Source organism: Pontibacter vulgaris, assembly GCF_022758145.1.
Taxonomy (GTDB): Bacteria; Bacteroidota; Bacteroidia; order Cytophagales; family Hymenobacteraceae; genus Pontibacter; species Pontibacter vulgaris.
The window spans coordinates 554,010-579,643 of sequence record NZ_JAJVDH010000003.1; the positions used below are offsets into that span (position 1 = coordinate 554,010).

General features: G+C 43.1%; 19 protein-coding genes. 13 read left to right on the plus strand and 6 right to left on the minus strand.

Going from position 1 to position 25,634, the window contains the following annotated elements:
- Positions 1 to 30: 30 nt before the first annotated feature.
- A complete protein-coding gene (locus LWP20_RS07695) occupies positions 31 to 2,400 on the minus strand; it encodes a GumC family protein (RefSeq protein WP_242927542.1) in 2,370 nt (789 codons plus the stop codon).
- A 15-nt stretch (positions 2,401 to 2,415) separates the two neighbouring features.
- Entirely contained in the window at positions 2,416 to 3,183 is a 768-nt protein-coding gene (locus LWP20_RS07700; protein WP_242927543.1) for a polysaccharide biosynthesis/export family protein, read from the minus strand.
- Positions 3,184 to 3,865: 682 nt separating this feature from the next.
- Between LWP20_RS07700 and LWP20_RS07705 the strand changes: the two genes are divergently transcribed.
- Entirely contained in the window at positions 3,866 to 4,765 is a 900-nt protein-coding gene (locus tag LWP20_RS07705) for a flavin reductase family protein (protein WP_242927544.1), read from the plus strand.
- A gap of 271 nt (positions 4,766 to 5,036) precedes the next feature.
- Here LWP20_RS07705 and LWP20_RS07710 read toward each other — a convergent pair whose 3' ends face one another.
- Genes LWP20_RS07710 through porX form a run of 3 tightly spaced genes read right to left on the minus strand, consistent with a single transcriptional unit; the run spans position 5,037 to position 8,269 of the window.
- Positions 5,037 to 6,263, minus strand: coding sequence for an alanine dehydrogenase (locus LWP20_RS07710; protein ID WP_242927545.1), 1,227 nt, complete (start codon positions 6,261 to 6,263; stop codon positions 5,037 to 5,039).
- Between the two features lies 1 nt (position 6,264).
- Positions 6,265 to 6,714: a tRNA (adenosine(37)-N6)-threonylcarbamoyltransferase complex ATPase subunit type 1 TsaE gene (gene tsaE / locus LWP20_RS07715; RefSeq protein ID WP_242927546.1), complete on the minus strand. Its 450-nt coding sequence runs from the start codon at positions 6,712 to 6,714 to the stop codon at positions 6,265 to 6,267.
- Entirely contained in the window at positions 6,707 to 8,269 is a 1,563-nt protein-coding gene (gene porX, locus LWP20_RS07720; RefSeq protein WP_242927547.1) for a T9SS response regulator signal transducer PorX, read from the minus strand. Before porX ends, tsaE begins: the two co-directional genes overlap by 8 nt.
- A 142-nt stretch (positions 8,270 to 8,411) precedes the next feature.
- Here porX and LWP20_RS07725 point away from each other — a divergent pair, with 142 nt between their 5' ends.
- The 8 genes from LWP20_RS07725 (at position 8,412) to LWP20_RS07760 (ending at position 17,791) form a co-directional block, all read left to right on the plus strand.
- The gene (locus tag LWP20_RS07725) at positions 8,412 to 9,644 is read left to right on the plus strand and encodes an HD domain-containing protein (protein ID WP_242927548.1); all 1,233 of its coding nucleotides are present in this window, start codon (positions 8,412 to 8,414) and stop codon (positions 9,642 to 9,644) included.
- A 280-nt stretch (positions 9,645 to 9,924) separates the two neighbouring features.
- Positions 9,925 to 11,394, plus strand: a complete 1,470-nt coding sequence (locus tag LWP20_RS07730; protein ID WP_242927549.1) for an HTTM domain-containing protein — start codon at positions 9,925 to 9,927, stop codon at positions 11,392 to 11,394.
- A 322-nt stretch (positions 11,395 to 11,716) separates the two neighbouring features.
- Entirely contained in the window at positions 11,717 to 12,739 is a 1,023-nt protein-coding gene (lpxD, locus tag LWP20_RS07735) for a UDP-3-O-(3-hydroxymyristoyl)glucosamine N-acyltransferase (protein ID WP_242927550.1), read from the plus strand.
- Between the two features lie 178 nt (positions 12,740 to 12,917).
- A complete protein-coding gene (locus LWP20_RS07740; protein ID WP_242927551.1) occupies positions 12,918 to 14,312 on the plus strand; it encodes a bifunctional UDP-3-O-[3-hydroxymyristoyl] N-acetylglucosamine deacetylase/3-hydroxyacyl-ACP dehydratase in 1,395 nt (464 codons plus the stop codon).
- On the plus strand, positions 14,309 to 15,100 hold the full coding sequence (lpxA, locus tag LWP20_RS07745) for an acyl-ACP--UDP-N-acetylglucosamine O-acyltransferase (RefSeq protein WP_242927552.1): 792 nt from the start codon (positions 14,309 to 14,311) through the stop codon (positions 15,098 to 15,100). The genes LWP20_RS07740 and lpxA overlap by 4 nt, the downstream gene beginning before the upstream one ends.
- Complete coding sequence (locus LWP20_RS07750) at positions 15,090 to 15,722, plus strand: ABC transporter ATP-binding protein (RefSeq protein WP_242927553.1); 633 nt, start codon at positions 15,090 to 15,092, stop codon at positions 15,720 to 15,722. The genes lpxA and LWP20_RS07750 overlap by 11 nt, the downstream gene beginning before the upstream one ends.
- 265 nt (positions 15,723 to 15,987) lie before the next feature.
- Entirely contained in the window at positions 15,988 to 16,695 is a 708-nt protein-coding gene (locus tag LWP20_RS07755) for a YebC/PmpR family DNA-binding transcriptional regulator (RefSeq protein WP_242927554.1), read from the plus strand.
- Positions 16,696 to 16,816: 121 nt separating this feature from the next.
- Positions 16,817 to 17,791, plus strand: a complete 975-nt coding sequence (locus LWP20_RS07760) for a calcium/sodium antiporter (protein ID WP_242927555.1) — start codon at positions 16,817 to 16,819, stop codon at positions 17,789 to 17,791.
- On the opposite strand, the gene LWP20_RS07765 is transcribed toward LWP20_RS07760, so the two are convergent.
- Complete coding sequence (locus LWP20_RS07765; protein ID WP_242927556.1) at positions 17,752 to 18,024, minus strand: hypothetical protein; 273 nt, start codon at positions 18,022 to 18,024, stop codon at positions 17,752 to 17,754. The genes LWP20_RS07760 and LWP20_RS07765 overlap by 40 nt on opposite strands.
- A 428-nt stretch (positions 18,025 to 18,452) precedes the next feature.
- Here LWP20_RS07765 and LWP20_RS07770 point away from each other — a divergent pair, with 428 nt between their 5' ends.
- The 4 genes from LWP20_RS07770 (at position 18,453) to LWP20_RS07785 (ending at position 25,588) form a co-directional block, all read left to right on the plus strand.
- A complete protein-coding gene (locus LWP20_RS07770; protein WP_242927557.1) occupies positions 18,453 to 21,611 on the plus strand; it encodes a SusC/RagA family TonB-linked outer membrane protein in 3,159 nt (1,052 codons plus the stop codon).
- Positions 21,612 to 21,640: 29 nt separating this feature from the next.
- Positions 21,641 to 23,140, plus strand: a complete 1,500-nt coding sequence (locus LWP20_RS07775; protein ID WP_242927558.1) for a RagB/SusD family nutrient uptake outer membrane protein — start codon at positions 21,641 to 21,643, stop codon at positions 23,138 to 23,140.
- Positions 23,141 to 23,173: 33 nt separating this feature from the next.
- Positions 23,174 to 24,610: a PKD domain-containing protein gene (locus LWP20_RS07780; protein ID WP_242927559.1), complete on the plus strand. Its 1,437-nt coding sequence runs from the start codon at positions 23,174 to 23,176 to the stop codon at positions 24,608 to 24,610.
- Between the two features lie 132 nt (positions 24,611 to 24,742).
- Positions 24,743 to 25,588 carry a glycoside hydrolase family 16 protein gene (locus tag LWP20_RS07785; RefSeq protein WP_242927560.1) on the plus strand — a complete coding sequence of 282 codons (846 nt, stop codon included), beginning with the start codon at positions 24,743 to 24,745 and terminating at the stop codon, positions 25,586 to 25,588.
- The last annotated feature ends 46 nt before the right edge of the window (positions 25,589 to 25,634 follow it).

Here is a 25,634-nt window from a genome sequence, read left to right on the forward strand (position 1 = left end):
GTTTACGTCTAATCTAAAATTAAAAAAGTTCTAAACACCTATTCCTACTTTACTTCTAATCTTTTTGTTCCAGGACTTTGTGGTATTATTTTCTACATCACCGTAGCCATAACCGTAGCCATAACCGTAGCCATAACCGTAGTTGTTTTCTTTCTTAGCATCATTCAGTACTACCATCGGGTGTTTCAGCTTTTTCTGCTTATAGATATCATCAATAATAGCTACATGGTTCTTATAGGTGTAATTGTAGCGGATAATGTAGATGCTGGAATCAATAAACGGTGCCAGGTTAAAGGCATCGGCTACCTGCCCTACCGGCGAAGTATCGATTAACACATAATCAAATTTGGACTTCAGTTCTTCCAGCAGTTGCTCTACCCGCTCACTCAGCATCAGTTCGGCCGGGTTAGGCGGTACTGGGCCGGAACCGATCACAAACAGGTTCGGCGAAATTTCAGTAGGCTTTACCACATCCTCTATAGAGAGGGCATCTGATACTAAGTAATTCGTAATACCAACATCGTTTGTCAGGCCAAGGCTGCGGATCAGGCGTGGCTTTCGGAAGTCGAAACCTAGTATAACCACCTTCTTATCGGTAAGCGCCAGGCTTGCGCCAAAGTTAATAGTAAAGAAAGTTTTGCCCTCACCACTGATGCTGGAGGTAACCAGGATTACTTTATTGCTTTTGCCAGCCGTTGCAAACTGAATGTTTGTGCGGATAAGGCGGAACATCTCGGCTACAGGGCTTCTGCTATCTTCTGTTACGACCAGGGTATTATCAGAATCACTATGGTAAATTTCACCCAAAACAGGTGTTTTAGTAGTGCTCTCTACATCTTTGTATTGCTGTACCTTATCGTTCAGCAGGTCTTTTACATATATACCAGCAAAAGGCACTCCTAACCCTACTAATAATGCCAGCAGGTATATTAATTGCTTTTTAGGCTCTACCGGGAAATCGCCTGCTGTGGCGGCATCAATTACGCGTGAGTTGGAAACTGTAGCCGCCAGCGATAGCGCTGATTCTTCTCTTTTCTGCAGCAGGTACAGGTACAAGCCCTCCTTTATACTTTGCTGACGCGCAATTTCAACCAGTTCCTTTTCAATGGAAGGCACCTCGTTGATCTTAGACTCAAACTGTTCTGAGCTTCTTTGTAGGTTATTACGCGTAATAACCAATCCGCCTTTAATGTTGCGCAGGTTCTCCAGCACATTGGCACGCAGGTTGGTAAGTTGCTCGTTAATATTCTGCACAAGCGGGTTATTAAGCTGCGTTGTTCTCAACAGGCGTTGGCGCTCCAGTTGCAGTTCATTGAATTTAGAGATCAAACTTAATAAGGTGGGGTCTTCGATGTTCAGTGTGCTAGGCACCAAGTCGAACTGGCCGTTTCTCCTGGAGAGGTAGTTTTCTATAGACTCCAGCACACTGATGCGTATACCAAGATCAGCCAGCTGTTTATTATAATCGCCGGCCTTCTGCAGGTATAAGCTTGCCTCCGACTTTACATCTGTTACGTTGTTCTGGCGCTTATACTTTTCTACATCTTTTTCCACATCAGAAAGCTCGGTAGTCAGGTAACCCATACGCTCATCTATAAATTTTATAGTGCTTGCCGCTATCAGGTTTTTATCTTCTACTTCTTCTGTGTTATAAACTTCGATAAGTTTATTCAATATAGCCTCTCCTTTTGCCGGAACAGGATCTAACAAACTCAGGCTAAGCACGCTAGCATTTTTATTAACAGGAACTACTATTAATTTTTGATTAAAATCCTCCGAAAGTTTACGTGTATCATGGAATTTCACCGTCACTTCACGGCCTTCGGTCGCACTTGCAGCCCCGGCTACAACCGTAAAGGTAGCATAAGGCTTCTGTATCTGCTGGCCGAACTGGTGCCTTGTTGTAGTATGGCCGTCTTCTTCAAGCTCAAAGTTGTTATTGCCTTTCAGGTGTACCGTAACTGTTTTGTCAAAGGCAGCCGAATCGAGCTTGCTGATGATAACTTTAATAGGCGCAGACTGGCCAAAAACTTCCGTACGCTTGATTCTGCCATCCACATAATAACTGGTGTGCAGCGAAAGCTCATTAAAAACACGATGCATCAGGCTCTTTGCCTTCAGCACCTCTATTTCGTTGTCAATGTTTTTACCTGTTTGAAAAATCTCCAGGTCTTCAAAAACAGCAGCCTCAGATAAAGATGGTCCCTTTTTGTCATCTTTGATTAGTAAGGTCATGCTTACCTTGTATTGCGGTGTTGTATAGCGCAGGTACAGGAAGGCAATACCCAGGCACAATACCACGGCTAAAGCAAACAAATACCAGTAGCGCAGGTACTTGTACAAAATGCCTTTAATATCTATTTGCTCAGACTCTAGCTGAAAAACGTCTTGCTCGGCCATGCCTACAGGTATTGATTAAAGAATTCTCGAAAGTATAATTGCTATTGCAGACATAGTTGCTGCTATAATTGTAGTGTTCCTTGGATTTACAGTTGCTTGTATTGCCTTGGCTTTATCAGGTTCCACGTACACGATATCATTCTGCTGCAGGTTAAAGTATGGGGAACTTAGTAAGTCTTTGCTATTAAGATTAACCCTAACTGTATTTTTAACACCTTCTTTTTCCCTGATGATCAAAACATTCTCGCGTCTGCCAAAAGCTGTCATGTCACCTGCCAGGCCGAGCGCTTCCAGTATGTTTATCTTATCGTTAGGGATAGTAAAAGTAGAAGGTTTATTGACTTCGCCGATTACTGTTACTTTAAAATTCAGGAAACGAACATTTACGATCGGATCTTTCAGATAATCTTTAAGCTCAGCAATAATCTTGTTTTTTGCTTCTGCTTTGGTCAGGCCACCAAGTTTTAATTTTCCAACAATCGGAAAATCTATGAAGCCATTTTCATCTACCAGGTAGCCTTCGTTTGTTGTACTGGCTGTGGGGTTCAGATTGCTTCCGGTTGGTGTAAGTACTCCTCGGTTAAACAATGCATTAGACTCAGGATTCAGGCTACTGATCGTAATACTCAGAAGATCATCTGGTTGAATTCTTGTCTGAGTGCTGTTAAGTGTATCAGAAAAAGCTGCCTGTTCCTTTAAATCGCTGAAATAAGCAAGGTTTCTGGTTGGACCGCAAGACACAAGAAAAAGAAAACCAAGAAAGTATAAAAGTTTAATCTTCATGTTTAGAATTCGTGGATCAAAGTCTGCATATATTTCTAATTTCTGCTAGAAACCTGAGACGCCATCTTGGATATCTCGTACTGCAAACATTTTTCAAAATTAGGCAAAATGTTTGCTAAAAGCATTTATAAAATGTTAAAAAAACAAAAAACTTATCTCAAACACTTTTAAATCAACAATTTAACACCCATTACAGCAATTCAATCTACAAATAAAGCCAATTTAGCTGCAAGCTCTAATTCAACTCAAAAATAAATAAATTACAATTTATTACACATTAAACTATAAAAATATTTAAATGGTTATAGAGCACAATGAGTATGATAAGGCAAAAAATCAGCTGAAAGTTTCAGCGTGAAATATTTTATTTAAAAAGTAAGGAGCATTAAGTGCTACAGATTTGTATTTAGACACATTGTATACTCTTATTGGAGCTATCAGATTAAAAATCATACTTATATAAAGTATTGTTATTTTATATAAGTACTACTACCTGTAGTCAATTATAGTGGTATATCTTCGGTATTGCATATTTAAACATAAACTGTTAGTCGCCCAAGACTGCCATACATTTTATGACATTATAGTATATTGCAAGGCTTTTTACTGGTTGAAGCTACTGTTTTCTCAGAGCCTCACTTACTAACGACCAGGTATACCTTAAAGTATCCAACATCAAAAGATGAAATCAATAAACCCGAAAGAAGTTAAAACTGCCGAGTTTCATGCTTTATTATTAGGCGCTATTGCGCCCAGGCCGATTGCTTTTGCCAGCACTACCGATGGTGAAGGCAACGTAAACCTGAGCCCGTTCAGTTTCTTTAACGTGTTCAGTGCCAAGCCTCCCATACTTGTTTTTTCACCTGCCCGGCGTGTACGCGACAACACAAGCAAACACACGTTGGAGAATGTGATCAAAACAAAAGAGGTAGTAATCAATATTGCCAATTTTGATATTGTGGAGCAATTATCCTTGGCCAGCACGGAATATGCAGAAGGTATAAATGAATTTATAAAATCTGGCCTTACCCCAGAAGCCAGCCAGTTTGTACAACCGCCGCGAGTTAAGGAAGCTCCTGTGGCTTTTGAATGCCGCGTGAATGAAGTAATTAGCTTAGGGCCAGAAGGAGGCGCCGGCAACCTCGTAATTTGCGAGGTTTTGCTGATGCATGTAAGTGAGCAGGTCCTGGATGAACATGGTAAGATCAGCCCTTTTAAATTAGATGCTGTGGCTCGTATGGGTGGCGATTATTACCTGCGCGCAAACGGCGACTGCATTTTCGAGCTTCCAAAGCCAGTTTTAAACAAAGGAATCGGGGTAGATGCGCTCCCAGATCATATCCGCAACAGTTCTATACTTACCGGGAACAATTTAGGAAGGCTTGGTAATACTGAAGTAATTCCATCTGAAGAAGATGTGGAAACATATAAATCAGAACCTATGGTAGACTATACATTAAACAAGTATAAAGCGGATACTCCTAAACTAAAGCATGAGTTGGAATTACTGGGCAAAAAGCTTTTGGAAGATAACCAGGTACAGGCAGCCTGGAAAGTACTTTTGTTAAGTGGGCAGGTATAAATAGTCGGAACCTATACTCTACAAAGTATAAATGCTGCAAATTTGAGTGCAGCTGTAATCAGTGACTGTGTGTTTGAGGAGGTGTGTAACTTGTACAAGTTGAAAATTTGCTGATAAAGCAACTCACATGTTAAGCTATCGCAAAACTTGAGGTATGCACGGACAAGGTATATTAAGCTCAAATTATCCTCTAAAGTATAAAACCCGCTAAGGCGGGTTTTATACTTTATGGAGGTATAGCTTCTAAAATCTATTGTCTATTGTCTACCGTCTAATTTCTTACTGCAATCATCAGCCCAAGCTCCTTATAACGCATTCCGAATTTCTTGGCAATGTGCGCGTTGGTTAAGCTACCTCTGTAAATATAGACGCCGCTACGGTAATGCTCATTAGTAAACAGCACTTCGTTTATGCCGCCATACTTTGAGATTTCAGAAAAAATTGGTGTAAATATATTGCTGAGTGCATTAGTCGCCGTTCTGGGCACACGCGAAGCGATGTTTGGTACGCAATAATGTATGATATCATACTTGCGGTAAATAGGGCGGCTATGCGAGGTAAGTTCTGATGTTTCGAAACAACCACCCTGGTCTATGCAAACATCAATAATTACGGAGCCTGGGTCCATTTGCGCAATTACGCTTTCTTCTACCATGCAGGTAATTTTACCTTCTTCGGCAACAAGTGCCCCAATAACCACATCTGCCTGCTTTATCTCGTTGTAAAGCACTGTTTTATCGAGCGTAGAAGTAAATATCTGCGAGCCAATGTTGTGCTTCAGGCGGCGAAGTTTGTAAATATGGTTATCAAAAACTTTTACTTCAGCCCCAAGTCCTAAGGCAGCGCGGGCAGCATATTCGGCTACAGTGCCGGCACCAAGTATAACTACCTTGGATGGTGGCACACCTGTAATTCCGCCAAGTATAACCCCTTTGCCATCGTTGCTGCTGCTCAGGTATTCTGCCGCAATCAGCATCACCGTACTTCCGGCAATTTCACTCATGGCACGAACCACAGGTTTAGATTCTGATTTATCGCGGATCAGCTCAAAAGAAATAGCATTGATTTTTTTTCGGAGCAGCGCATTAATGTAATCTGAGGTAAGATTGCCGAAGTGAAGAGCGGAGATTAGTGTCTGGCCGGGGCGCAGGTATTCAATTTCGTCGTAAGTTGGAGGCGCTACTTTCAGTATGATATTGGCCTGGTATACTTCATCTATAGAGTAAACCACTTTTGCGCCAGCCTCTGAAAATTCGTGGTCAGAGTACTTGGAAGGACTTCCGGCACCGGCTTCGATCCAGATATCATGCCCCTGATCTGTCAGCTGTTTTACGGCATCAGGCGTAAGGCCAATGCGGTTTTCCTGGAAAGACGATTCTTTCGGTATGCCAATAAACAGGTTTTTACGGCGATCTTCCACAGCCAGCATCGACTCTTTGGGATACAAAGCCTGGCTCGTTGCCAACTTTCCTAACTCTACGGCGAATCTCTCCGTCATTTTATACTTTGTTAATGATCATAGTACGCTCCTCGCTATCAGCATCAGGCTCAAGCGAAATTAGCAGATAATGTTCCGGCAATAAGTTCGGTATCAGCGACGGCCATTCGATCAGGCAAATATTACCCGATTCAAAATATTCCAACGCCCCGATTTCAAGCGCTTCACGCTCATCTTTGATCCTATAAAAATCAAAATGGTAAATAAGTTTCCCAGTGCCTGTGGCTTCGTATTCATTTACAAGCGCAAAAGTAGGGCTACTTACATTTTCTGCAACACCTAACTGGCAGCAAACTTCTTTTATAAGGGTTGTTTTACCGGCTCCCATGGGGCCTTCAAAAAGTATAACGGGCTCATCCTGGAAATACGTTATAAGCAAAGAAGCCGCCGCAGGCAAATCAGCCAACGACGACATCTTTATTTGAGCCTTTTCTACTCCGGTATTATACATTCTTCGGCGACAGTGTGATAAACGGAATTATTACTTCTTCTAACGACACGCCTCCGTGCTGAAAAGTATCTTTGTAATAATTCACGTAGTAGTTATAGTTGTTCGGATAAGCGAAGAAGTAATCTTCAATCGCGAATACAAACGTAGTAGAAACATTGGCTTTTGGCAAGAAAAATCGCTCTGGCTTGCGCACCGTAAATACATCTTTATCAGTGTAGCCCAGGTTTTTACCATGCTTGTAGCGCAGGTTTGTATTGGTTTGGCGGTCTCCGATAATCTTGAAAGGCTTTTTAACCCGAATGGTACCATGGTCGGTAGTAATAATCAGGCGGCCTTTTTTCTCAGCAATCATTTTCAGAGTATCGAACAGCGGCGAGTGCAGGAACCACGATTTGGTTATAGAACGGTAAGCCGATTCGTCAGGTGCCAGTTCGCGCACCATGTTACTGTCGGTGCGGGCATGCGAAAGCATATCCACGAAGTTATACACGATCACGTTCAGCTTGTTATTATCCAGGTTGCTGAACTTACCGAGCAGATCTTTTCCGGCAGCCACGTTTGTAATTTTATGGTAGCTGTGCTTATCGGTTACGCGGTTCTGCTGAAACTGAATATCCAGGAAATCGGGCTCGTTGAGGTTTTTGCCTTCTTCTTCATCATCACTCACCCACAGGTTCGGATATTTTTTAGCGATATCGGAAGGCAGCATACCGGAGAAAATCGCATTACGGGCATAGGCTGTAGTGGTAGGAAGTATAGAATAATACATCTCTTCCGAGTCTACGGTAAAATAATCCGAAATAAGCGGCTCCAGCACTTTCCACTGGTCGTAGCGCAGGTTGTCGATCAGCACAAAGTATACCGGCCGGTCAGATTCCTTCATCATCGGGAAAACCCGTTCTTTAAAGATCTGGTGCGACATCAGCGGCGCATCATCCGATTCATTGTTGATCCAGTCTTCATAGTTATCCATGATAAAGCGCGCGAAGTTGGAGTTGGCCTCATCCTTCTGCATGTTTATCACATCAGCCATACTTTTGTTCTCGGTCTCGTCGATCTCCAGCTCCCAGTAAACCAGCTTTTTGTAGATATCGGACCATTCGTTCGGGCTCAGGCGCTCGCCAAATGCCATACCCAGCTGCCTGAAATCGCGTTGGTAACTCAGGTTAGTGCGCTCTGAAACAAGGCGCTTATTCTCCAGCGCTTTTTTAACCGACAGCAAAATCTGGTTAGGGTTCAGTGGCTTTATCAGGTAGTCTGTAATTTTAGAACCGATGGCCTCCTCCATAATGTGCTCTTCCTCGCTTTTCGTGATCATGATCACAGGTACGGTCGGGCGTATAGTCTTTATCTCGTTCAGGGTTTCGAGGCCGCTGATGCCGGGCATGTTTTCATCCAGGAAAACAATATCATAAGGCTGTTCCTGTACTTTATCAATGGCATCGGTGCCGCTGTTTACCGGAGTTATATCGTACCCCTTATCTTCCAGGAAAAGAATGTGTGGCTTGAGCAGGTCAATTTCGTCATCGGCCCACAAAATAGTATATCTTTGCATAATTTTATCTTTGATTTGCGTAGTCAGTTATCAGTGTAGCATTGGGTAACGGCTATAGTTTGGCGGTAGCTACAGGATAAAGCCCTGCCCTACTTTACTCACTTTGCCAATGAACGGTTCGCTTAACTAAACCTATATTTATTTGAACAAGAAAAAAATCTTTAACGATCCCGTTTACGGTTTTATTACCGTTCCGTCTGAGCTTATCTTCGATATCATCGACCATCCTTACTTTCAGCGTCTTCGCCGTATTAAGCAGCTTGGCCTTACGGAGATGGTTTATCCCGGAGCTTTGCACACGCGCTTTCATCATGCGCTCGGGGCTATGCACCTGATGAACACGGCCTTAAGCACACTCAGGAGTAAAGATAACGAAATTAATGATAAGGAATTCGAAGCCTCACTTATCGCTATTCTGTTGCACGATATTGGCCACGGCCCTTTCTCGCATGCGCTGGAGACAGCCATTTTTAAGGAAGTACACCACGAGCATCTCTCGCTGCACATTATGCAGTTGCTTAACAAAGAATTTGGTGGAAAGCTGGATCTGGCAATTCAGATATTTAAAGGCACTTACGAACGTAACTTTTTCCATCAGTTGGTATCGAGCCAACTCGATGTAGACCGCCTGGATTACCTGAACCGGGATAGCTTTTATACCGGAGTATACGAAGGCAAGATCGGTGCTGACCGTATTATAAAAATGTTGGATGTTGCCAACGACAAGTTGGTAGTAGAGGAAAAGGCCATTTATAGTATAGAAAACTTCCTGGTGAGCCGCCGCCTGATGTACTGGCAGGTATACTTGCATAAAACGGTGATCAGTGCCGAAAATATGGTATTGAGAACAGTGCAACGCACACGCCAGTTACTGCAGCAAGGTATGGAAGTACCGGCAAGCACCTGCCTCAAGTTTTTCCTTTCCTCAAACCTGACCCTTCACGATTTTGAGGCGGATAACAGCATCCTGGAGCGCTTTGTATCGCTCGACGACCACGATATCTGGAGCGGCATTAAAGAATGGGCAGCACACCCGGATCCTATACTTTCATTCTTATCCAAAAGTATACTTAACCGACGCCTATTTAAGGTTATCATATCAAACAAACCAATAGAGGAAGATATCATACTTGGCCTGAGTGAGCTGGTACAGGAACACTTCAAAATTAAACCCGAAGATGTAGAGTACCTGATGATCTCAGGCAAAATCAGCAACAACGCTTATGATGCCATTGGCGAGTCTATTGATGTACTGACTAAATCAGGTTATGTCATAAACGTATCAGATGCCTCTGACCTGCCTAACATACAAGCACTTAGCAACAAGGTAGAAAAATATTATGTGTGTTACCCCAAAGAGGTAGCGCACCTGTAAAGTTTATACTTCATTTTAAGTTTCCTCAAGTCCTTCTCTTTAGAAGGGCTTTTGTTTTTATAAGCTCATCAATTATACTTCAAATACTCATCTAGAGCTCCAATATCAATTCAATATTTAAAGTTTTGCTTCAATCAGCCTGCAGCTGAACATATAAACAACGCCTACTCAAATATATATAGTTATAAATATAATAAGCGAAATCCAAACTAATTTATTATTATACTGTATAAGATCTATATATTTATATCATGTATATGATTAATTATAATTACGTTTTATGCAGCAACCTCTTCTATTTCGGTTAGATCGCTTGTCTATTTTAAGCTTTATGTGGGCCGTAACTGCTCTTATACATCCATGGCCATTTTATAGAAGAATAGTTTCAGGTCAGGAAGGTGTACTTTCAATTCTGCTTGCTCTTGCTGCAGTAGCTGTAATACTTAGGCCTAAATCGGTTTATCTTTTTTTGTTTATGCTGGCGGTAAGTATACTACATGCCATAGATGGAATGCCATTCTTGCAAAACCACATTATGTTTGAAGCAGCTTTGCAGCTCTTTATTTTAGGATGCATAGTAAGTATAATCGCCCCTGAAGCTTTTAGAAACAGATTAAAAGACCAATTAACCAGCACAGAATTCAGAAACAAGCTTTTTGACTCATTTGCTCCGGTGGCCCGGATAAGTATCGTTATACTTTACTTTTTTGCCGTATTCCATAAATTAAACTCGGGCTTTTTCGATATTACAATCAGCCAGAGTATACACCTGCTAAAAGATATTAAGCAGCATATACAGTTTCTGCCCCTTACCGATACCATAAAATATGTTTCAGTTTGGGGTACTGTTATTACAGAAACAGCTATAGCTGTTCTACTTTGCTTCAGGAGTACGCGGCTTCATGGGATTTTCCTGGCCATGATATTTCATATCTTTATCAGCTTTAACCCGATGCATCGTGGCTTTACCAGTTTCTCGGGTATGCTTTATACTTTGTTTTTCTTTTTTACCCCAAAAGAGTTGCCTGCCGCCCTTTCAGAAATAACTACAAACATCTGGTGCAAACTAACCTCTCCTAAAACCATAACTATAAAACTGATAGTAATTGCCTTGCTGGCAATCATTTCAGTGCTCGGTTACCTTATTTATAATTGGAACACTTTATATGGCAAAACAGGTCTTTATTATTCGGTTTACAGCCTGATCATAGTTTGGTGGTTGTTCCTGTTTATGAGTTTGTTATTTGCCACCCGCTATTATAAAATGACCCCGGAGGCCCATGCATTTCGCCTGCCATTTAAGCTACATATCCTTTTTCCGGCGCTATTAGTACTGAACGGAATGCTGCCTTACCTCGGTTTAAAGACCAATACAAGCTTTAACATGTTTACCAACCTGCGCACCGAAGGAGGCTATACAAACCACCTGTTTATACCTGCATCGCTGCAGGTCTTTGACTTTCAGAAAGACCTGGTGCAAATAAAAAGTACAAACCTGGAAGAGCTGAAAACCTACGCAGGTCCGTCTAAAAAAATGATGGTATATTTTGAGTTTTCGCGCACTATTGCAAATACAACCCAGGATGCCTACATAGAATATATCCATAATGGTTTGCCACAACGCCTGGAAATAAAAAACGGAAAAATACAGGCCACAGAAAGTATAAAAAAATACCCTGACACACTCTACAAGTTAATGTGGTTTAAACAAGTATACGCTAGTATGCATAGCCTCGATATAGATCATTAAACTCAAATTGTCAGTCATAATATTAGTTGTGAGTTGCCAGTTGGTAAACCCTTTTTTTAAATACCGCATACATAATACCTCCGCCGAAACGTAGCCCAAAGTTCTTTTTGTAAAAAATGCGCTAAACAAATCAGAACCCACTACATTGCAAATATCCAATTCCTAAATGCGGGTTAGTTAAAGCAAAAACCATCCTGTAATTTTTGAAATAATTTCCAAATCTGGTCATCTGCATGGCAACCGTTTGCCGGTTTAAGCCCAAAAAGTGTTAAGTTTGCAGCCCGAAACAAGAAGCATTTATTTTTTGCTCAAATTTTACAGAATGGAATTTACAGTTCAACAAATTGCGGACCTTTTACAAGGGAAAGTAGAAGGAGACAATCTGGTAAAGGTCAGCACGTTAGCTAAAATAGAGGAAGCCCAGCAAGGCGCTCTCGCTTTTTTATCTAATCCCAAGTATGAACCCTATCTTTATACCACCGGTGCCAGCGCCGTAATTGTTTCTGAAAGCCTGGAGCTACAAAAACCAGTATCGGCTGCGCTTATTCGTGTGGCAGATCCCTATTCCAGTTTTTCAACCCTCTTACAATATTACCAAACTGCACTAATAGCGTCTAAGGTTGGAGTAGAGGAGCCTAGCTTTATGGGAGAAAACACCCAGATTGGCGAAAACCATTATCGCGGAGCTTTCTCATACATCGGCCATAATTGCAAAATTGGTAACAATGTGCGCATCTTCCCGCAGGTATACCTCGGCGATAATGTAGTAATAGGCGATAATACTACCATTTTTGCTGGCGCTAAACTATATGCAAACACAGTAGTTGGCAGTAATTGCACCATTCATGCAGGAGTTATACTTGGCAGCGATGGCTTTGGCTTTGCCCCACAGGCAGATGGCAGCTACAAAACAGTACCCCAGATTGGAAATGTAGTAATTAAAGATGATGTATCCATAGGAGCCAACACTTCTATAGATTGCGCAACCATGGGGTCTACTATTATTGGCAAAGGCACTAAAATTGATAACCTGGTGCAGATAGCTCATAATGTGGAAATTGGAGAACATACCGTTATTGCCGCCCAGGCAGGCATTTCAGGCTCTACTAAAATTGGCAACCATTGTGTTATTGCTGGCCAGGTAGGTATAGTTGGCCACATTACAATTGCTGATAAAACAACTATAGGAGCACAATCAGGCGTTTCCAAAACAGTAAAAAACCCGGGTACGATCATACAGGGCTCCCCTGCATTCGATTACAAGGAAAATTTACGAGCTATGACTGTATTCAGAAAATTACCTGAGTTGCAGCGCCAGTTAGAGGAGCTTAAAGGCCAACAATAAGCTACCAATCATCACATCTCATTGCTTCAGCAAAAATAAAAGTGGCGTCTGCAAATTTAAAACATTAAGTTTGCAGACGCATAGCGTGAGCAACTGTGTACTTTAAACAGAGAACGCACCAGCCTAGCTAAGCCTTGTAACACATATACAAGCATTTAACAACACGACGGATACGTTAATGAATTACAAACAGCATACCATTCAGGGTCCGGTTACAGTATCGGGCATTGGCTTGCACACAGGCGTGGTTTCTAACATGACCTTTAAACCTGCGCCTGCTAACCATGGCTATAAGTTTCAGCGCATTGACCTACCGGGTCAGCCGATTGTAAACGCTGACGTTGATAATGTGGTGGATCTTTCGCGCGGCACTACCATTGAACAAAATGGCGCGCGCGTAAATACAGTAGAGCACACGCTGGCAGCCCTAGTTGGTTTGCAGATTGATAACGTACTTATTGAGCTTGATGGCCCGGAGCCTCCGATTATGGATGGTTCATCTATCGAGTTTGCAAAAGCATTGCTTGAAGTTGGTTTACAGGAGCAGAACGCGCTACGTAACTACTTTGAGATTACAGAAGGCCTTAGCTATAAAGATGAGCAACGTGGCGTAGAGATTGCGGCTTTGCCTTTGGATGACTACCGTCTGACGGTAATGGTAGACTATAATTCACCTGTACTTGGTAGCCAGCATGCATCTATAACAGACTTTAACCAGTTTGTTGATGAGATTGCCCCTTGCCGTACTTTCTGCTTTTTGCACGAACTGGAGGCACTTTTTAAGCAAAACCTTATCAAAGGCGGCAACCTGAGTAATGCTATAGTTATAGTAGACCGTGTAGTGGAAGATGATGAGCTTTCTTACCTATCTGAATTGCTTAATAAGCCAAAGGTAGAGGTTAAGGAAGAAGGAATCCTGAACAACACTGAGCTGCGCTTTAAAAATGAGCCGGCACGCCACAAGCTTCTTGACCTTCTGGGCGACCTTGCCCTGATCGGAAGGCCAATAAAAGGCCAGATACTGGCTGCACGCCCGGGCCATGCGGCAAACATTGCTTTTGCCAAGCGTGTAAAAAAACTGATACAGGAAGCTTCTATCAAGAATGTACCAACTTACGACCCTAAGAAGCCACCGGTAATGGATATCAACCAGATTTCGGCTACGTTGCCGCACCGTTATCCATTCCTGCTGATCGATAAAATCATCCACTTAGACGAAACCACAGTAACGGGCGTTAAGAACGTGACTATGAATGAGCCTTTCTTCCAGGGCCACTTCCCGGGTAACCCTGTGTTGCCGGGTGTGATCCAGATCGAAGCTATGGCGCAAACAGGTGGTATACTTGTATTAAATACAGTAGAAAATCCGGAAGATTACTGGACATACTTCTTAGGAGTAGACAGATGCCGCTTTAAGCGCAAAGTAATTCCTGGAGATACTATTATTTTTAAATGTGAACTGTTGGCTCCCATAAAACGTGGAATCGCCAAAATGTCAGGACAGGCTTTTGTTAATGGCCAACTGGTAATGGAAGCGGAAATGTCGGCAAGTATAGTAAAGAAAAACGCATGAACCAGCCATTAGCATACATCCACCCAGAGGCTAAAATAGCACACAATGTGGTAGTAGAGCCTTTTTCGACGATCTACAAAAACGTAGAAATTGGCGAAGGCACCTGGATAGGCCCGAACGTGACTATTATGGAAGGTGCCCGTATCGGCAAAAATTGCAAAATTTTTCCTGGTGCAGTTATCTCCTCAGTACCACAGGACCTGAAATTTGCAGGCGAAGACACTATTGCGGTAATCGGCGATAACACGGTTATCAGGGAGTGTGTTACTATAAGCCGTGGCACCATCGATAAGCTAAAAACGGTGATAGGTAATAATTGCCTTATCATGTCGTATGCTCACGTGGCACATGACTGTGTTATTGGCAATAACTGCATCGTGGTTAATGCTGTGCAATTGGCAGGCCACGTAGAGATGGGCGATTATGCCATTATTGGTGGTTCAAGTGCTGTTCACCAGTTTGTAAAAATTGGTCCTCATGCCATGATCTCGGGCGGATCATTGGTGCGCAAAGATGTACCGCCTTATGTAAAAGCTGCACGCGAGCCGCTTTCTTATGCAGGTGTAAACTCTATAGGTCTGCGCCGCAGAGGCTTCACCAGCGAGCAGATAAATGAGATTCAGCAGATCTACCGCATCCTGTTCATGAGTGGTTATAACAACACTGAAGCGCTGGATAAGATTGAGCTGGAGCTTTCGCCAAGCCGCGAGCGTGATGAGATCCTGAATTTCCTGCGTAACTCCGGCCGCGGTATTATTAAGAGCTACTCTTCTAAAGATGCAAATTAACCTAAGCAACTTAGGTAAACGATACAATTACGAGTGGATTTTCCGGAACCTGAACTATACTTTAGAACCAGGTTCATCCTATGCCATACTTGGGCATAACGGATCCGGAAAATCCACTTTACTTACCATTATCTCCGGCCACAACCTGCACAGCGAAGGAAGTATAACCTATACTTTGCGAGATAAAATCATTCCGTCAGAAGAAGTTTTCCGCTATCTGTCTATAACAGCACCTTACCTGGAGCTTGTAGAGGAATTTACCTTGCTGGAAATGCTGGATTTTCATACTAAATTCAGGCCGCTGCGCAATAACATCAAATCCGGGGAGCTAATAGATCGGATGGGATTGCAGAAAGCTCGCAACAAGTTTGTAAAAGATTTCTCTTCGGGTATGAAGCAACGCCTTAAATTAGGGCTGGCTATTTACTCCGACACTTCCCTGCTGCTTCTCGATGAGCCCACTACTAACCTTGACCAGGAAGGCGTAAGCTGGTACCAAGAGCATGTAGATCAAAATAAGGCGGATCGCCTTATTATTGTAGGTTCTAACATTCTGCACGAGTATAGTTTTTGCCAGCACCACCTGCGCATTTCCGATTTTCATGTGCCTGGCAAAAAATAATGCTAAAGCTCAGCGGTAATTTATCTATTTCATTATCAACTTATAGTACAGCGTTCCCTTACTGAATTTAGAAGGAACCTATAGGCGAACCTGTGCTAAGTATAAACCATACTTAGCGAGCAGCCCGCGGTTATACTTTAAGCATATACTTCGTAAAATAAAGTTTCTGTAATTATACTTTCCAAAAAGCAGCAATTTTATCAGCTATACTACCAATTTACGTACAAGCTGCCTAAATTTGCACATACACATAACCAGACATAAAATGGGACGCGCATTTGAATTTAGGAAAGCCCGTAAGTTTAAGCGATGGGATAAAATGTCGAAGGCTTTTACCCGCCTTGGCAAAGAAATAGTAATAGCTGTTAAAGAAGGTGGACCTAATCCGGAAACAAATGCCCGCCTCCGCACGGCTATGCAAAACGCCAAAGGCGTTAACATGCCGAAAGACAGAGTAGAAGCTGCCATAAAACGTGCTTCTTCTAAAGACGAAAAAGATTACGAAGAGGTAGTATATGAAGGCTATGGCCCGCATGGTATTGCTATACTTGTAGAAACTGCTACAGATAATATTAACCGTACCATTGCAAACATGCGCGTATACTTTTCGCGTGCAGGTGGTGCAGTAGGCAAAACTGGTTCTCTGGACTTTATTTTCACCCGCAAAGGTGTATTTAAGATCGCTGCCGAAGGTTTGGATGTGGAAGAACTGGAGTTGGAGCTAATCGACTTTGGTGCAGAAGATATTTACGAGCATGAGAACGAGATTATTGTAGAAACTGCTTTCACTGATTTCGGCCAGATGCAAAAAGCGCTCGAAGAAAAAGGCCTGAATGTTATAAGTGCCGAATTGCAGCGCATCCCTAATACTCGTACCGAACTTACCGAAGAGCAGGAAGAGGAAATCGAGAACCTGATTGAAAAAATAGAAGAAGACGATGACGTGCAGGCTGTATACCATAACATGGCGTAACGGCTTTTAAAGTATAGAAACGGCCACCTGAAGTATAAATCTTCAGGTGGCCGTTTTTTTTTATAAGGCAGCCCACTACCCGTTTTACCCGTAGTGCTAAACAACAGCAGCCTTAACCTTTATGCTCCTCTATGTTCTGTTCGTACTAGGATTCATTTTGCTAATAAAAGGAGCAGACATACTTGTATCGGGTGCAATTGCCCTTGCCAGGCATTTCCAAATTCCAGAAATAGTAGTTGGCCTGACCATTGTTTCATTTGGCACCTCCTTGCCAGAAATGGTAGTGAATATACTGGCAAGTATACAAGGTAAATCTGAACTGGCTATAGGTAATGTATTTGGCAGTAATGTGGCTAACCTGCTGCTCATACTTGGTATAACGGCATTGATCTGCCCTTTGCCAATCAGGCGGAATACAGTACTGACTGAGCTTCCATTTTCACTGATTGCTACATTGCTTGTTGGCTTTTTAGCTAATGCCGCACTATTTGATGAACAGAACGACCAGCTCTATATCAGCCGGGTAGATGGCTTGATTTTACTATTCTTCCTGATGCTCTTTCTGGCTTACATTTATAACATTGCCCACACACACAACGATACTTTAGTTAAAGAAGGTGAAAACGGGCAGCCTTTGATGGCTAAATGGAAGGCTATATTTTTTATACTTCTGGGAGCAGGCGGGCTGTTTATAGGAGGTAAATGGGTTGTAGACGGCGCAGTAGGGATTGCGAAAAACTTTGGCCTGAGCGAATCTTTTATAGGCTTAACCATAGTAGCAATTGGCACCTCGCTACCTGAGCTTGTAACATCTGCACTAGCTGCCTTTCGCAAAAACATTGATATTGCAGTTGGCAACGTAGTGGGTTCTAACATTTTTAACCTGCTCTGGATATTGGGTATAAGCGCCTTAATAAACCCGCTACCTTTTAATGTAGTAACAAATGCAGACATTGTAATGATGATATTTGCCAGTACCCTTTTGGTTATTACAATGCCGCTGGGACGCCATAAAAATTCTATAGGCCGCCTAAGTGGCACTATTTTCCTGCTTGTTTATATTACATACTTAGCTTTTCTGGTGCAACGGGGATAAAGTACATCACTGCTTAATAAACAAAGGGTATAGTTTGGCTTCTGAATCATCAAGAAAATAAGGGCATCAAAGTAGGCAGGAATAAAAGCAGGCACATACTTGCCAAACTGCTCATACCTGAGGTCGTAAACAACACCAATCGTATCGAGCGCTAAGTACTTTTGCAGTTCGTAAAACTCCCGCAGGTCTTTGCTAAGTATGATCTTAACATCGGTGCTGAGCTGGTGTAACATAGCTTCCCAGATTTATTATTCAAAATCCTTCAGCTCTTCATAATCCAGGCCACTATGTCAGATTCCACAACACTTTAATTTTCCTAAAGACCAGCGATATCAGGTAATAAAGCAAGGCTAAACATTACACCATAAATAGCTATGGATAAACTACTTAGGCATATTTAATTTTAAGTGACGTAGTTATGACGTAGTCAAAAAGTAGCTATGATGTGGCTACTTTTTGTTATGCTTCAGCCTAATTAGAGTAAAATTATATCACATAGCAGTGGACCTATACTTCAACTAAACTTTAGTCATTGATTTCTCAAAACAGTCGCATAAAAACCGCTCCTAAATTCCGATTATATAAGTTACTTATTTTTTAAAACCTCTAGTTCTTAAGCCTGTAAAATGAGTTTTACTTCTAACCTAACCAACACCTTCTTATGAGAAAATATTTATACTCAGCTGTGGGCTGTCTTTCCATGGTTGTCAGCATCCAAGCTTCTACCTATGCGGGCAATCCTGGCAAAGTAAAGTTCACAAAAGAAAGGCGCTTTGCTATTACAGTAACCGGCAAAGTAACCTCTGAAACAGGGGAGCCATTAATTGGAGCAAGTGTTTCCTTAAAGGGGACAACTATAGGTGCCATTACAGATGTAAAAGGTACATACTCTATAGAGGTACCCGATGCAGGAGGAGTATTATTGGTCTCTTACATTGGTTATGTAACGCAGGAAGTTCCTGTTAACAACCGAACTACGCTTAATATTATACTTCAGACTGATGCGAAATCGCTCGAAGAAGTGGTAGTTATCGGTTATGGTGTGCAAAAGAAAAGCGTGGTAACGGGCGCCATTTCCAGCGTTAAATCTTCGGATCTGGAAAACCAGCAGATCACGCGCGTAGAACAAGCCCTGCAGGGCAGAACATCCGGCGTAACGGTTGCTTCAAACTCAGGTGCTCCGGGCGCCGAATCTACGGTTAGGGTAAGAGGTATTACTACCTTAAATAACAACAGTCCGCTTTATGTAGTGGACGGCGTGGTGGTAAATGGCGGTATAGATTACCTGAATCAGTCGGATATTGAATCCATCGAAGTACTGAAAGATGCGGCTTCTGCTGCTATTTATGGTACTCGTGGAGCCGCCGGCGTTATTTTAGTAACAACTAAAAAGGGTAAAGAAGGAAGCATCCGCTTAAACTATAATGGTTATGTTGGAACACAGGCTCCTGCAAGAAAACTTGATCTCCTGAATGCAACGGAATATGCTACGCTACGCAACGAGGCATCTGTAGGAGGCGGTGGTGACATTGTTTATGAAGATCCTCGCTCCTTAGGCGAAGGTACGGACTGGCAGAAGTATGTTTTTAATGATAACGCCCGCATTCAAAGCCATGACCTTGCAGTAAGTGGAGGCAACAATGTTTCTACTTTCTATGCTTCTTATGGTTACCTGAACCAGGAAGGAATTGTATTAAGTGCAATTTCTAACTTTGAACGCCACAATGTAAGACTAAACTCTACTCACAAAGTAGCCAAATGGCTCACTTTAGGGCAAACACTTGGCTACTCCCATGTCAAGACCCAGGGCGGCTTTAACCCTAACACCGAGTTTGGTGGTCCGCTTAACTCTGCAATCAACCTCGACCCTATTACACCTGTTCTTATAACAGATCCGGCTATACTGGATGACCCGAGCAGCATCTATAACAAGCAACCAGTTATACGAAATGGGCAGGGCTACCCTTATGGTATATCCACCACGGTGCAGCAGGAAATGACTAACCCTCTAGCTTATATTCAAACGCAGTTAGGTAACTATGGCTGGTCTGATAATATAGTAGGTAATGCCTTCGCAGAAATTGAACCGCTGAAAGGGCTTAAGTTTCGTTCTACGCTGGGTGGCAAACTTGCCTATTGGGGTGGCGAAAGTTTCAGACCCATTTATTATCTGAATGCATCTACAACAAGCCAGCAAACAGCCCGAAGCCGCGACAGAAATCAGGTTATAGATTATAACATCGAGAACATCCTTTCTTACTCTAAAGAATTTGGCAGCCATAATGTTAGTGCTATGGTTGGCCAGGGTGCCTACAGAGATGGCTTAACAAGCGGGCTAAGCCTTAATTACAATGCCATTCCGGCTACTAATTTCGACGATGCTTCTTTTAACTTACCTGTGCCAACTACCAGCATTACAGCCGGTGCTTATGATGGAATCGCACATACGATCAGCTCCCTGTTTGGGCGTGTAACCTATGATTATGATGAAAAATACTTATTTACAGGTATTATCAGAAGAGATGGATCCTCGAGATTTGGCTCTAACAATCAATACGGTTATTTCCCATCTGTTTCAGTAGGTTGGGTAACATCCAGAGAGGCTTTCTGGCCAGAAAACAAAGTAGTTGATTTCCTGAAAATAAGAGGTTCTTACGGTGTAGTAGGTAACGATAATACCGCAAACTTTGGATTTGTGCCTACAATCGGGGCTGGCAGAAACTATACCTTTGGCTACGAAGGCTATACGATAGGCTACAGCCCGAATGCGCCAGCCAACCCAGACCTTAGATGGGAAGAAACTGCACAAACTAACATCGGTTTCGAATCAACCTTGTTTAGCAACTTCAATTTAACATTCGACTGGTTCAACAAGAAAACTTCGGGAATTTTAAGACCACTGGAACTGCCTGGCTATGTAGGTTCTACCGGAAACCCAATGGCTAACATTGCCGACATGCAGAACAGAGGTATAGAACTGGAACTGGGTTACAACCAGAAATTCGGAGAAGTGAACTTCGGTATCTCAGGAAATGCCTCTTATGTGAAAAATGAAATTCTTTCGCTTGAAAGCGGCAAGGATTTTACAGAAGATGGAAGCGCCAGTATCCAGACATTTAATGGCAGACTGAACCGTATGATCGTAGGCCAGCCTTTTGGTGCTTTCTACGGCTACAAGACAAACGGTATTTTCCAGAATGAGGAAGAAGTTGCCAGCTACGTTAATTCAGCCGGCCAGAAAATACAGCCCAATGCCGTGCCTGGCGATTTCCGCTGGGTTGACCTGAACGACGATGGCCAGATAAATGATGACGACCGAATGGTTCTTGGTAAGCCACTACCCGACTGGACCTTTGGTGTAACTATGACTGCTTCCTGGAAAAACTTTGACCTGCTTATGTTTGGTCAGGGTGTTACAGGTAACAAAATCTTCCAGGGATTACGTCGTCTGGAAATAACTAATGCGAACTGGCAGTCCAATGCTTTAGGCCGCTGGACGGGCGAAGGCTCTACAAACGAGTATCCAAGGCTCTCTACCAACGACCCTAACAGGAACTTCTCAAATCCTTCAGACTTCTACTTAGAAGATGGTGATTATTTCCGAATCAAAACCTTACAGATCGGTTATACACTGCCAAGCTCTCTAACTAATAAAGTTTCCGTTCAGAAAGCCCGCTTTTATGTAAGCAGCAACAACCTGGTAACCTTCACAAACTATACCGGCTACGACCCTGAAATAGGCGGCAGCATTATGGGTATAGACCGTGCATTTTACCCGCAGGCGCGCTCATTTATGGTTGGTGTAAATGTAGGTTTTTAGTAGGTAGGTATTCTTAAATAAAAAGAAAGATGAAAAGAAAATACATCATATATACTGCACTCTTTGCATTAGGTCTACCTATACTTAGCTCTTGTAAAGATGATTTTTTAGAGGTTGACCCAAAAGGCACTATCCTGGAAAGTAACTACTATAAAACGCCTGAAGAAGCTTTTACAGGTTTAGTTGCAGCTTATGACCCACTCGGGTGGCAGGCTGGCAATACCTACCACAATTTCGGAGCTGTTAACGCCGCTTCCGACGATGCACACGCAGGTGGTGGCGGTCCTTCTGACATGAACACCTGGCAGGTATGGAACAGGTTTACCCTCAATCCAGCTCTTGGCCCTCAGGAAGAATACTGGAACAGAAACTTCAGAGGTGTTTCCCGGGCAAACACTATACTTTCTAAAGTAGAGGCAGGTGTACCAGGGTTAGCCGAATCTGTAGCTAAAAGATATGTAGCTGAGGCTAAATTCCTGCGCGCATATTATTACTTCGACCTTGTGCGCCTGTTCAAAAATGTGCCACTATTTACAGCTCCCCTGGCAACATCAGAATTGTTTAACCAGGAGCAGGTTGGGCCGGAAGTGGTGTATGCCCAGGTAGAAAAAGACCTAACTGAAGCTATACCTAATTTACCTGTAACTGTACCTGCCTCAACAGAAGGTGGCCGTGTTACGCAGGGTGCGGCTAAAGCATTGCTGGGTAAAGTATTGCTTTATCAGAAAAAATGGTCGGCAGCGGCTGCTCAATTTGCAGATGTAAACGGCACCCCAGGTGGTACAAGCATGTATGGTTACAGATTATTGGATAATTACGGCGCCATCTTTAGCCCTGCCAACAAGTTTAACAGCGAGTCTATTTTCGAGATTGTACATACTTCGCTGGGCAATGGCGGCTGGGGCAGCTGGCCAAACTTTGAAGGCAACGTCGCCGTGCTGATGTTCGGCCCAAGAGGTTATTCCGGGCCAACTTACGAAGCTGGCTGGGGCTTTAATCCCCTTACCTTGGACCTGGTAAATGCACTGAAAGGTGACCCTCGTTATGAGCATACTGTACTTGATATTAAAAGTATAGATGGTGCAACGTACGAGCCCAGCTTTGACGACACCGGCTACTTTGTTAAAAAGTACGCGCCTACAACAGAATGGCTAAGCAAAGGAGGTGGCGACGTGATCCTGAACTACCCGAACGATTATATCGAGATCCGACTGGCAGACACTTACCTGATGGAAGCTGAGGCGTTGGTGCAGGCAGGTGGAGATGCCAACAGAGCAGGGCAGCTATTAAATGCTGTTCGTGCCCGTGTTAAGCTGGCTCCGGTTGCTGCTACACTGGATAACATTTATAAAGAGCGAAGACTGGAATTGGCAACCGAAGGCCACCGTTTCTACGACCTAGTACGAACAGGCAGAGCAGCAACCGTATTGGGGTCTATGGGCTTTGTTGCCGGCAAACATGAGGTGTTGCCAATACCTCAGCGGGAATTAAATAACACAAAACTGGTTCAGAACCCTGAATACAGATAAAAGCAAGGTTATTTACTTTAATCAGAAGAAATCATGAAATACAATAGATTTTTATCCAGCGTTTATTCCTACCTGGCGATGGCACTGATGGCAACTTTGTTTGCCGCGTGTACGCCCGATGAAATGGACGGCGGTTTAGCCCCGGAACCACAATCAGATATAGTGCAGTTCACGGCTACTTCTACCACAAACAATGCTAACATCATCACATTCACCAACCAAACTCCGGGGGCATTTAAAGCTATCTGGGATTTTGGAAACGGTACCACCGCAGAAGGCAACCAGGTGAATGGTTCTTTCCCTGTTGAAGGCAGCTATACTGTAAGGCTCACCATCTTTACAAAAGGCGGCTACGCCTCTAATACAAAAACAATCTCCATTGCTGAAACCAATGTTTCTATGCTCAACAGAGAAGATTATAACTTCCTGACAGGTGGTGCAGATGCAGCCAATGGCAAAACCTGGGTGATTGAGAAAGATGCAAAAGGACACCTTGGTGTAGGTGACGCGACAGCTCCCAACCCATCAGCTAACTGGTGGGCTGCTGGTGCCAACGAGAAAGCAGGCGTAGGCTTGTATGATGATGAAATGAATTTCAAACTGCAAGGCTTCTCTTATACTTACAACAACAACGGCGATACCTACTCTAACAAAGACTATGCTTCTGGTATAGGCGGAACAAACGCATCCTCCGATGTAACGGTAAATTATACCCCTCCTACGAATATGTCGTGGAGCATTACAGAAGAGAATGGCAAGAAGTTCCTTACCATTTCTAATGGCGGCTTTATCGGCTACTATGTGGGAGAGTCTAAATACCAGATCCTGGCGCTAAGCGAGAACGAATTATACCTGATGAGCTCTCAGAAAGGTGTTCCGGGCAACGCCTGGTTTTACCGCCTGGCACCTAAAGGTTACACCAGACCAGTAGAAGCCAAGCCATACAAGATCACTGACATCTATGACAACTTTGACACAGACGGTAATGTAACCTGGAAGAAAGAAACGTTGATGCTAAACGAGAGCTACGACAACCCTGCCCCGGTTCCGATTAACACCTCAGCCAAGGTAGCCATGTATGTAAAGCAGGATGGCCAGCCTTATGAGTTTGCCAACATGTTCACTGATTTTGCACACAAACTGGACCTGCGCCAGCGCCATATTTTTAAACTGAAAGTATACATACCAGGCTATAACGATTATGTAACGGCTGCCGGCGAAGACTGGGCTAATAAAAATTTGCTGAAACAGGTATCTGTAAAGCTACAGGATGGTACGGCTGCCCAGCCATGGGCAAACCAGGCGGAAGTAAAACAAGCTGTAACTGTAACCGACAAGTGGGTAGAACTTACTTTTGATTTTGGCCCTCATGCTGCCAGAACAGACCTTGACAGGATTGTGATACAGATTGGCGGCGAAGGTAACTTTATTCCGGGCATCTTCTTCCTTGATGATTTCAGACTAGAATAATGTCACAATTAAGATAAGCCGGAGCTACAATGGTTCCGGCTTATTTTAATTGCCTTTTCATACTTAATATCAGGTTGGACAATCAACCATCGAATTTCTATGCCTTTTATAAGCCGTTTAAAAAAACCGAATATGCTATTTATAGCCACTTCTCTTTTTCTTTCGCTGGTAGCTTCTTCATGCTCTACAACAGAAACGCCTAAACCATACATACCTCAGCCGAAAGCGCCTCAAGACCTGAACTGGAAGTTCGAAAATGCTCCTGTCTGGGCAGAAGAATTTAATTATACAGGCAAGCCAGATGAGACCAAGTGGGGTTATGACATTGGCGGAACCGGCTGGGGCAACAACGAACTGCAGTATTATACCAATAGTACCAGCAACGCCAATGTAGCAGATGGCACCCTTAAAATAACTGCCAGAAAAGAGAACAAAGAAGGGAAAGAGTATACTTCAGCCAGGCTGGTTTCCAAAAACAAAGGCGACTTCTTATATGGCAGGTTTGAAATAAAAGCCAAGCTACCTACAGGCAGAGGCACCTGGCCCGCCATCTGGATGCTGCCAACTGACTGGGCTTACGGCGGCTGGCCAAAATCCGGCGAGATCGATATTATGGAGCATGTAGGCTACGACCAGAACAACGTTCACATTACGGTACACACCGAAGCCTTTAACCACAGCAAAAATACCCAGAAAGGCAAGAGTAAAGTGATCGAAACAGCCAGCACAGCTTTCCACCTTTACCGCGTCGACTGGACACCTTATGCTGTAAGGGGCTACATCGATGATCTGCCTGTTTTCGAATTTATAAACAGCGGAAAAGGCTTCGAAGAATGGCCATTTGATAAACGATTCCATTTGCTATTAAACTTGGCCGTGGGCGGCAACTGGGGCGGCGCACAAGGAGTTGACCCAAGTGTTTACCCCCAAACTATGGAAGTAGATTATGTAAGGGTGTACAAAATGATTGAAAAGTAAGACTTAGCTCCCATAAATTCAGTGCCCCAATATAATTAACCAAGCT

Coding starts and splice junctions, on each gene's coding strand:
- LWP20_RS07755 (WP_242927554.1), top strand. CDS start 15,988: ATGGGACGCGCATTTGAATTTAGGAAAGCCCGTAAGTTTAAGCGATGG.
- LWP20_RS07750 (WP_242927553.1), top strand. CDS start 15,090: ATGCAAATTAACCTAAGCAACTTAGGTAAACGATACAATTACGAGTGG.
- lpxD (WP_242927550.1), top strand. CDS start 11,717: ATGGAATTTACAGTTCAACAAATTGCGGACCTTTTACAAGGGAAAGTA.
- tsaE (WP_242927546.1), bottom strand. CDS start 6,714: ATGTATAATACCGGAGTAGAAAAGGCTCAAATAAAGATGTCGTCGTTG.
- LWP20_RS07760 (WP_242927555.1), top strand. CDS start 16,817: ATGCTCCTCTATGTTCTGTTCGTACTAGGATTCATTTTGCTAATAAAA.
- LWP20_RS07780 (WP_242927559.1), top strand. CDS start 23,174: ATGAAATACAATAGATTTTTATCCAGCGTTTATTCCTACCTGGCGATG.
- LWP20_RS07710 (WP_242927545.1), bottom strand. CDS start 6,263: ATGACGGAGAGATTCGCCGTAGAGTTAGGAAAGTTGGCAACGAGCCAG.
- LWP20_RS07785 (WP_242927560.1), top strand. CDS start 24,743: ATGCTATTTATAGCCACTTCTCTTTTTCTTTCGCTGGTAGCTTCTTCA.
- LWP20_RS07695 (WP_242927542.1), bottom strand. CDS start 2,400: ATGGCCGAGCAAGACGTTTTTCAGCTAGAGTCTGAGCAAATAGATATT.
- LWP20_RS07765 (WP_242927556.1), bottom strand. CDS start 18,024: ATGTTACACCAGCTCAGCACCGATGTTAAGATCATACTTAGCAAAGAC.
- LWP20_RS07775 (WP_242927558.1), top strand. CDS start 21,641: ATGAAAAGAAAATACATCATATATACTGCACTCTTTGCATTAGGTCTA.
- LWP20_RS07740 (WP_242927551.1), top strand. CDS start 12,918: ATGAATTACAAACAGCATACCATTCAGGGTCCGGTTACAGTATCGGGC.
- porX (WP_242927547.1), bottom strand. CDS start 8,269: ATGCAAAGATATACTATTTTGTGGGCCGATGACGAAATTGACCTGCTC.
- LWP20_RS07770 (WP_242927557.1), top strand. CDS start 18,453: ATGAGAAAATATTTATACTCAGCTGTGGGCTGTCTTTCCATGGTTGTC.
- LWP20_RS07700 (WP_242927543.1), bottom strand. CDS start 3,183: ATGAAGATTAAACTTTTATACTTTCTTGGTTTTCTTTTTCTTGTGTCT.
- LWP20_RS07705 (WP_242927544.1), top strand. CDS start 3,866: ATGAAATCAATAAACCCGAAAGAAGTTAAAACTGCCGAGTTTCATGCT.
- lpxA (WP_242927552.1), top strand. CDS start 14,309: ATGAACCAGCCATTAGCATACATCCACCCAGAGGCTAAAATAGCACAC.
- LWP20_RS07730 (WP_242927549.1), top strand. CDS start 9,925: ATGCAGCAACCTCTTCTATTTCGGTTAGATCGCTTGTCTATTTTAAGC.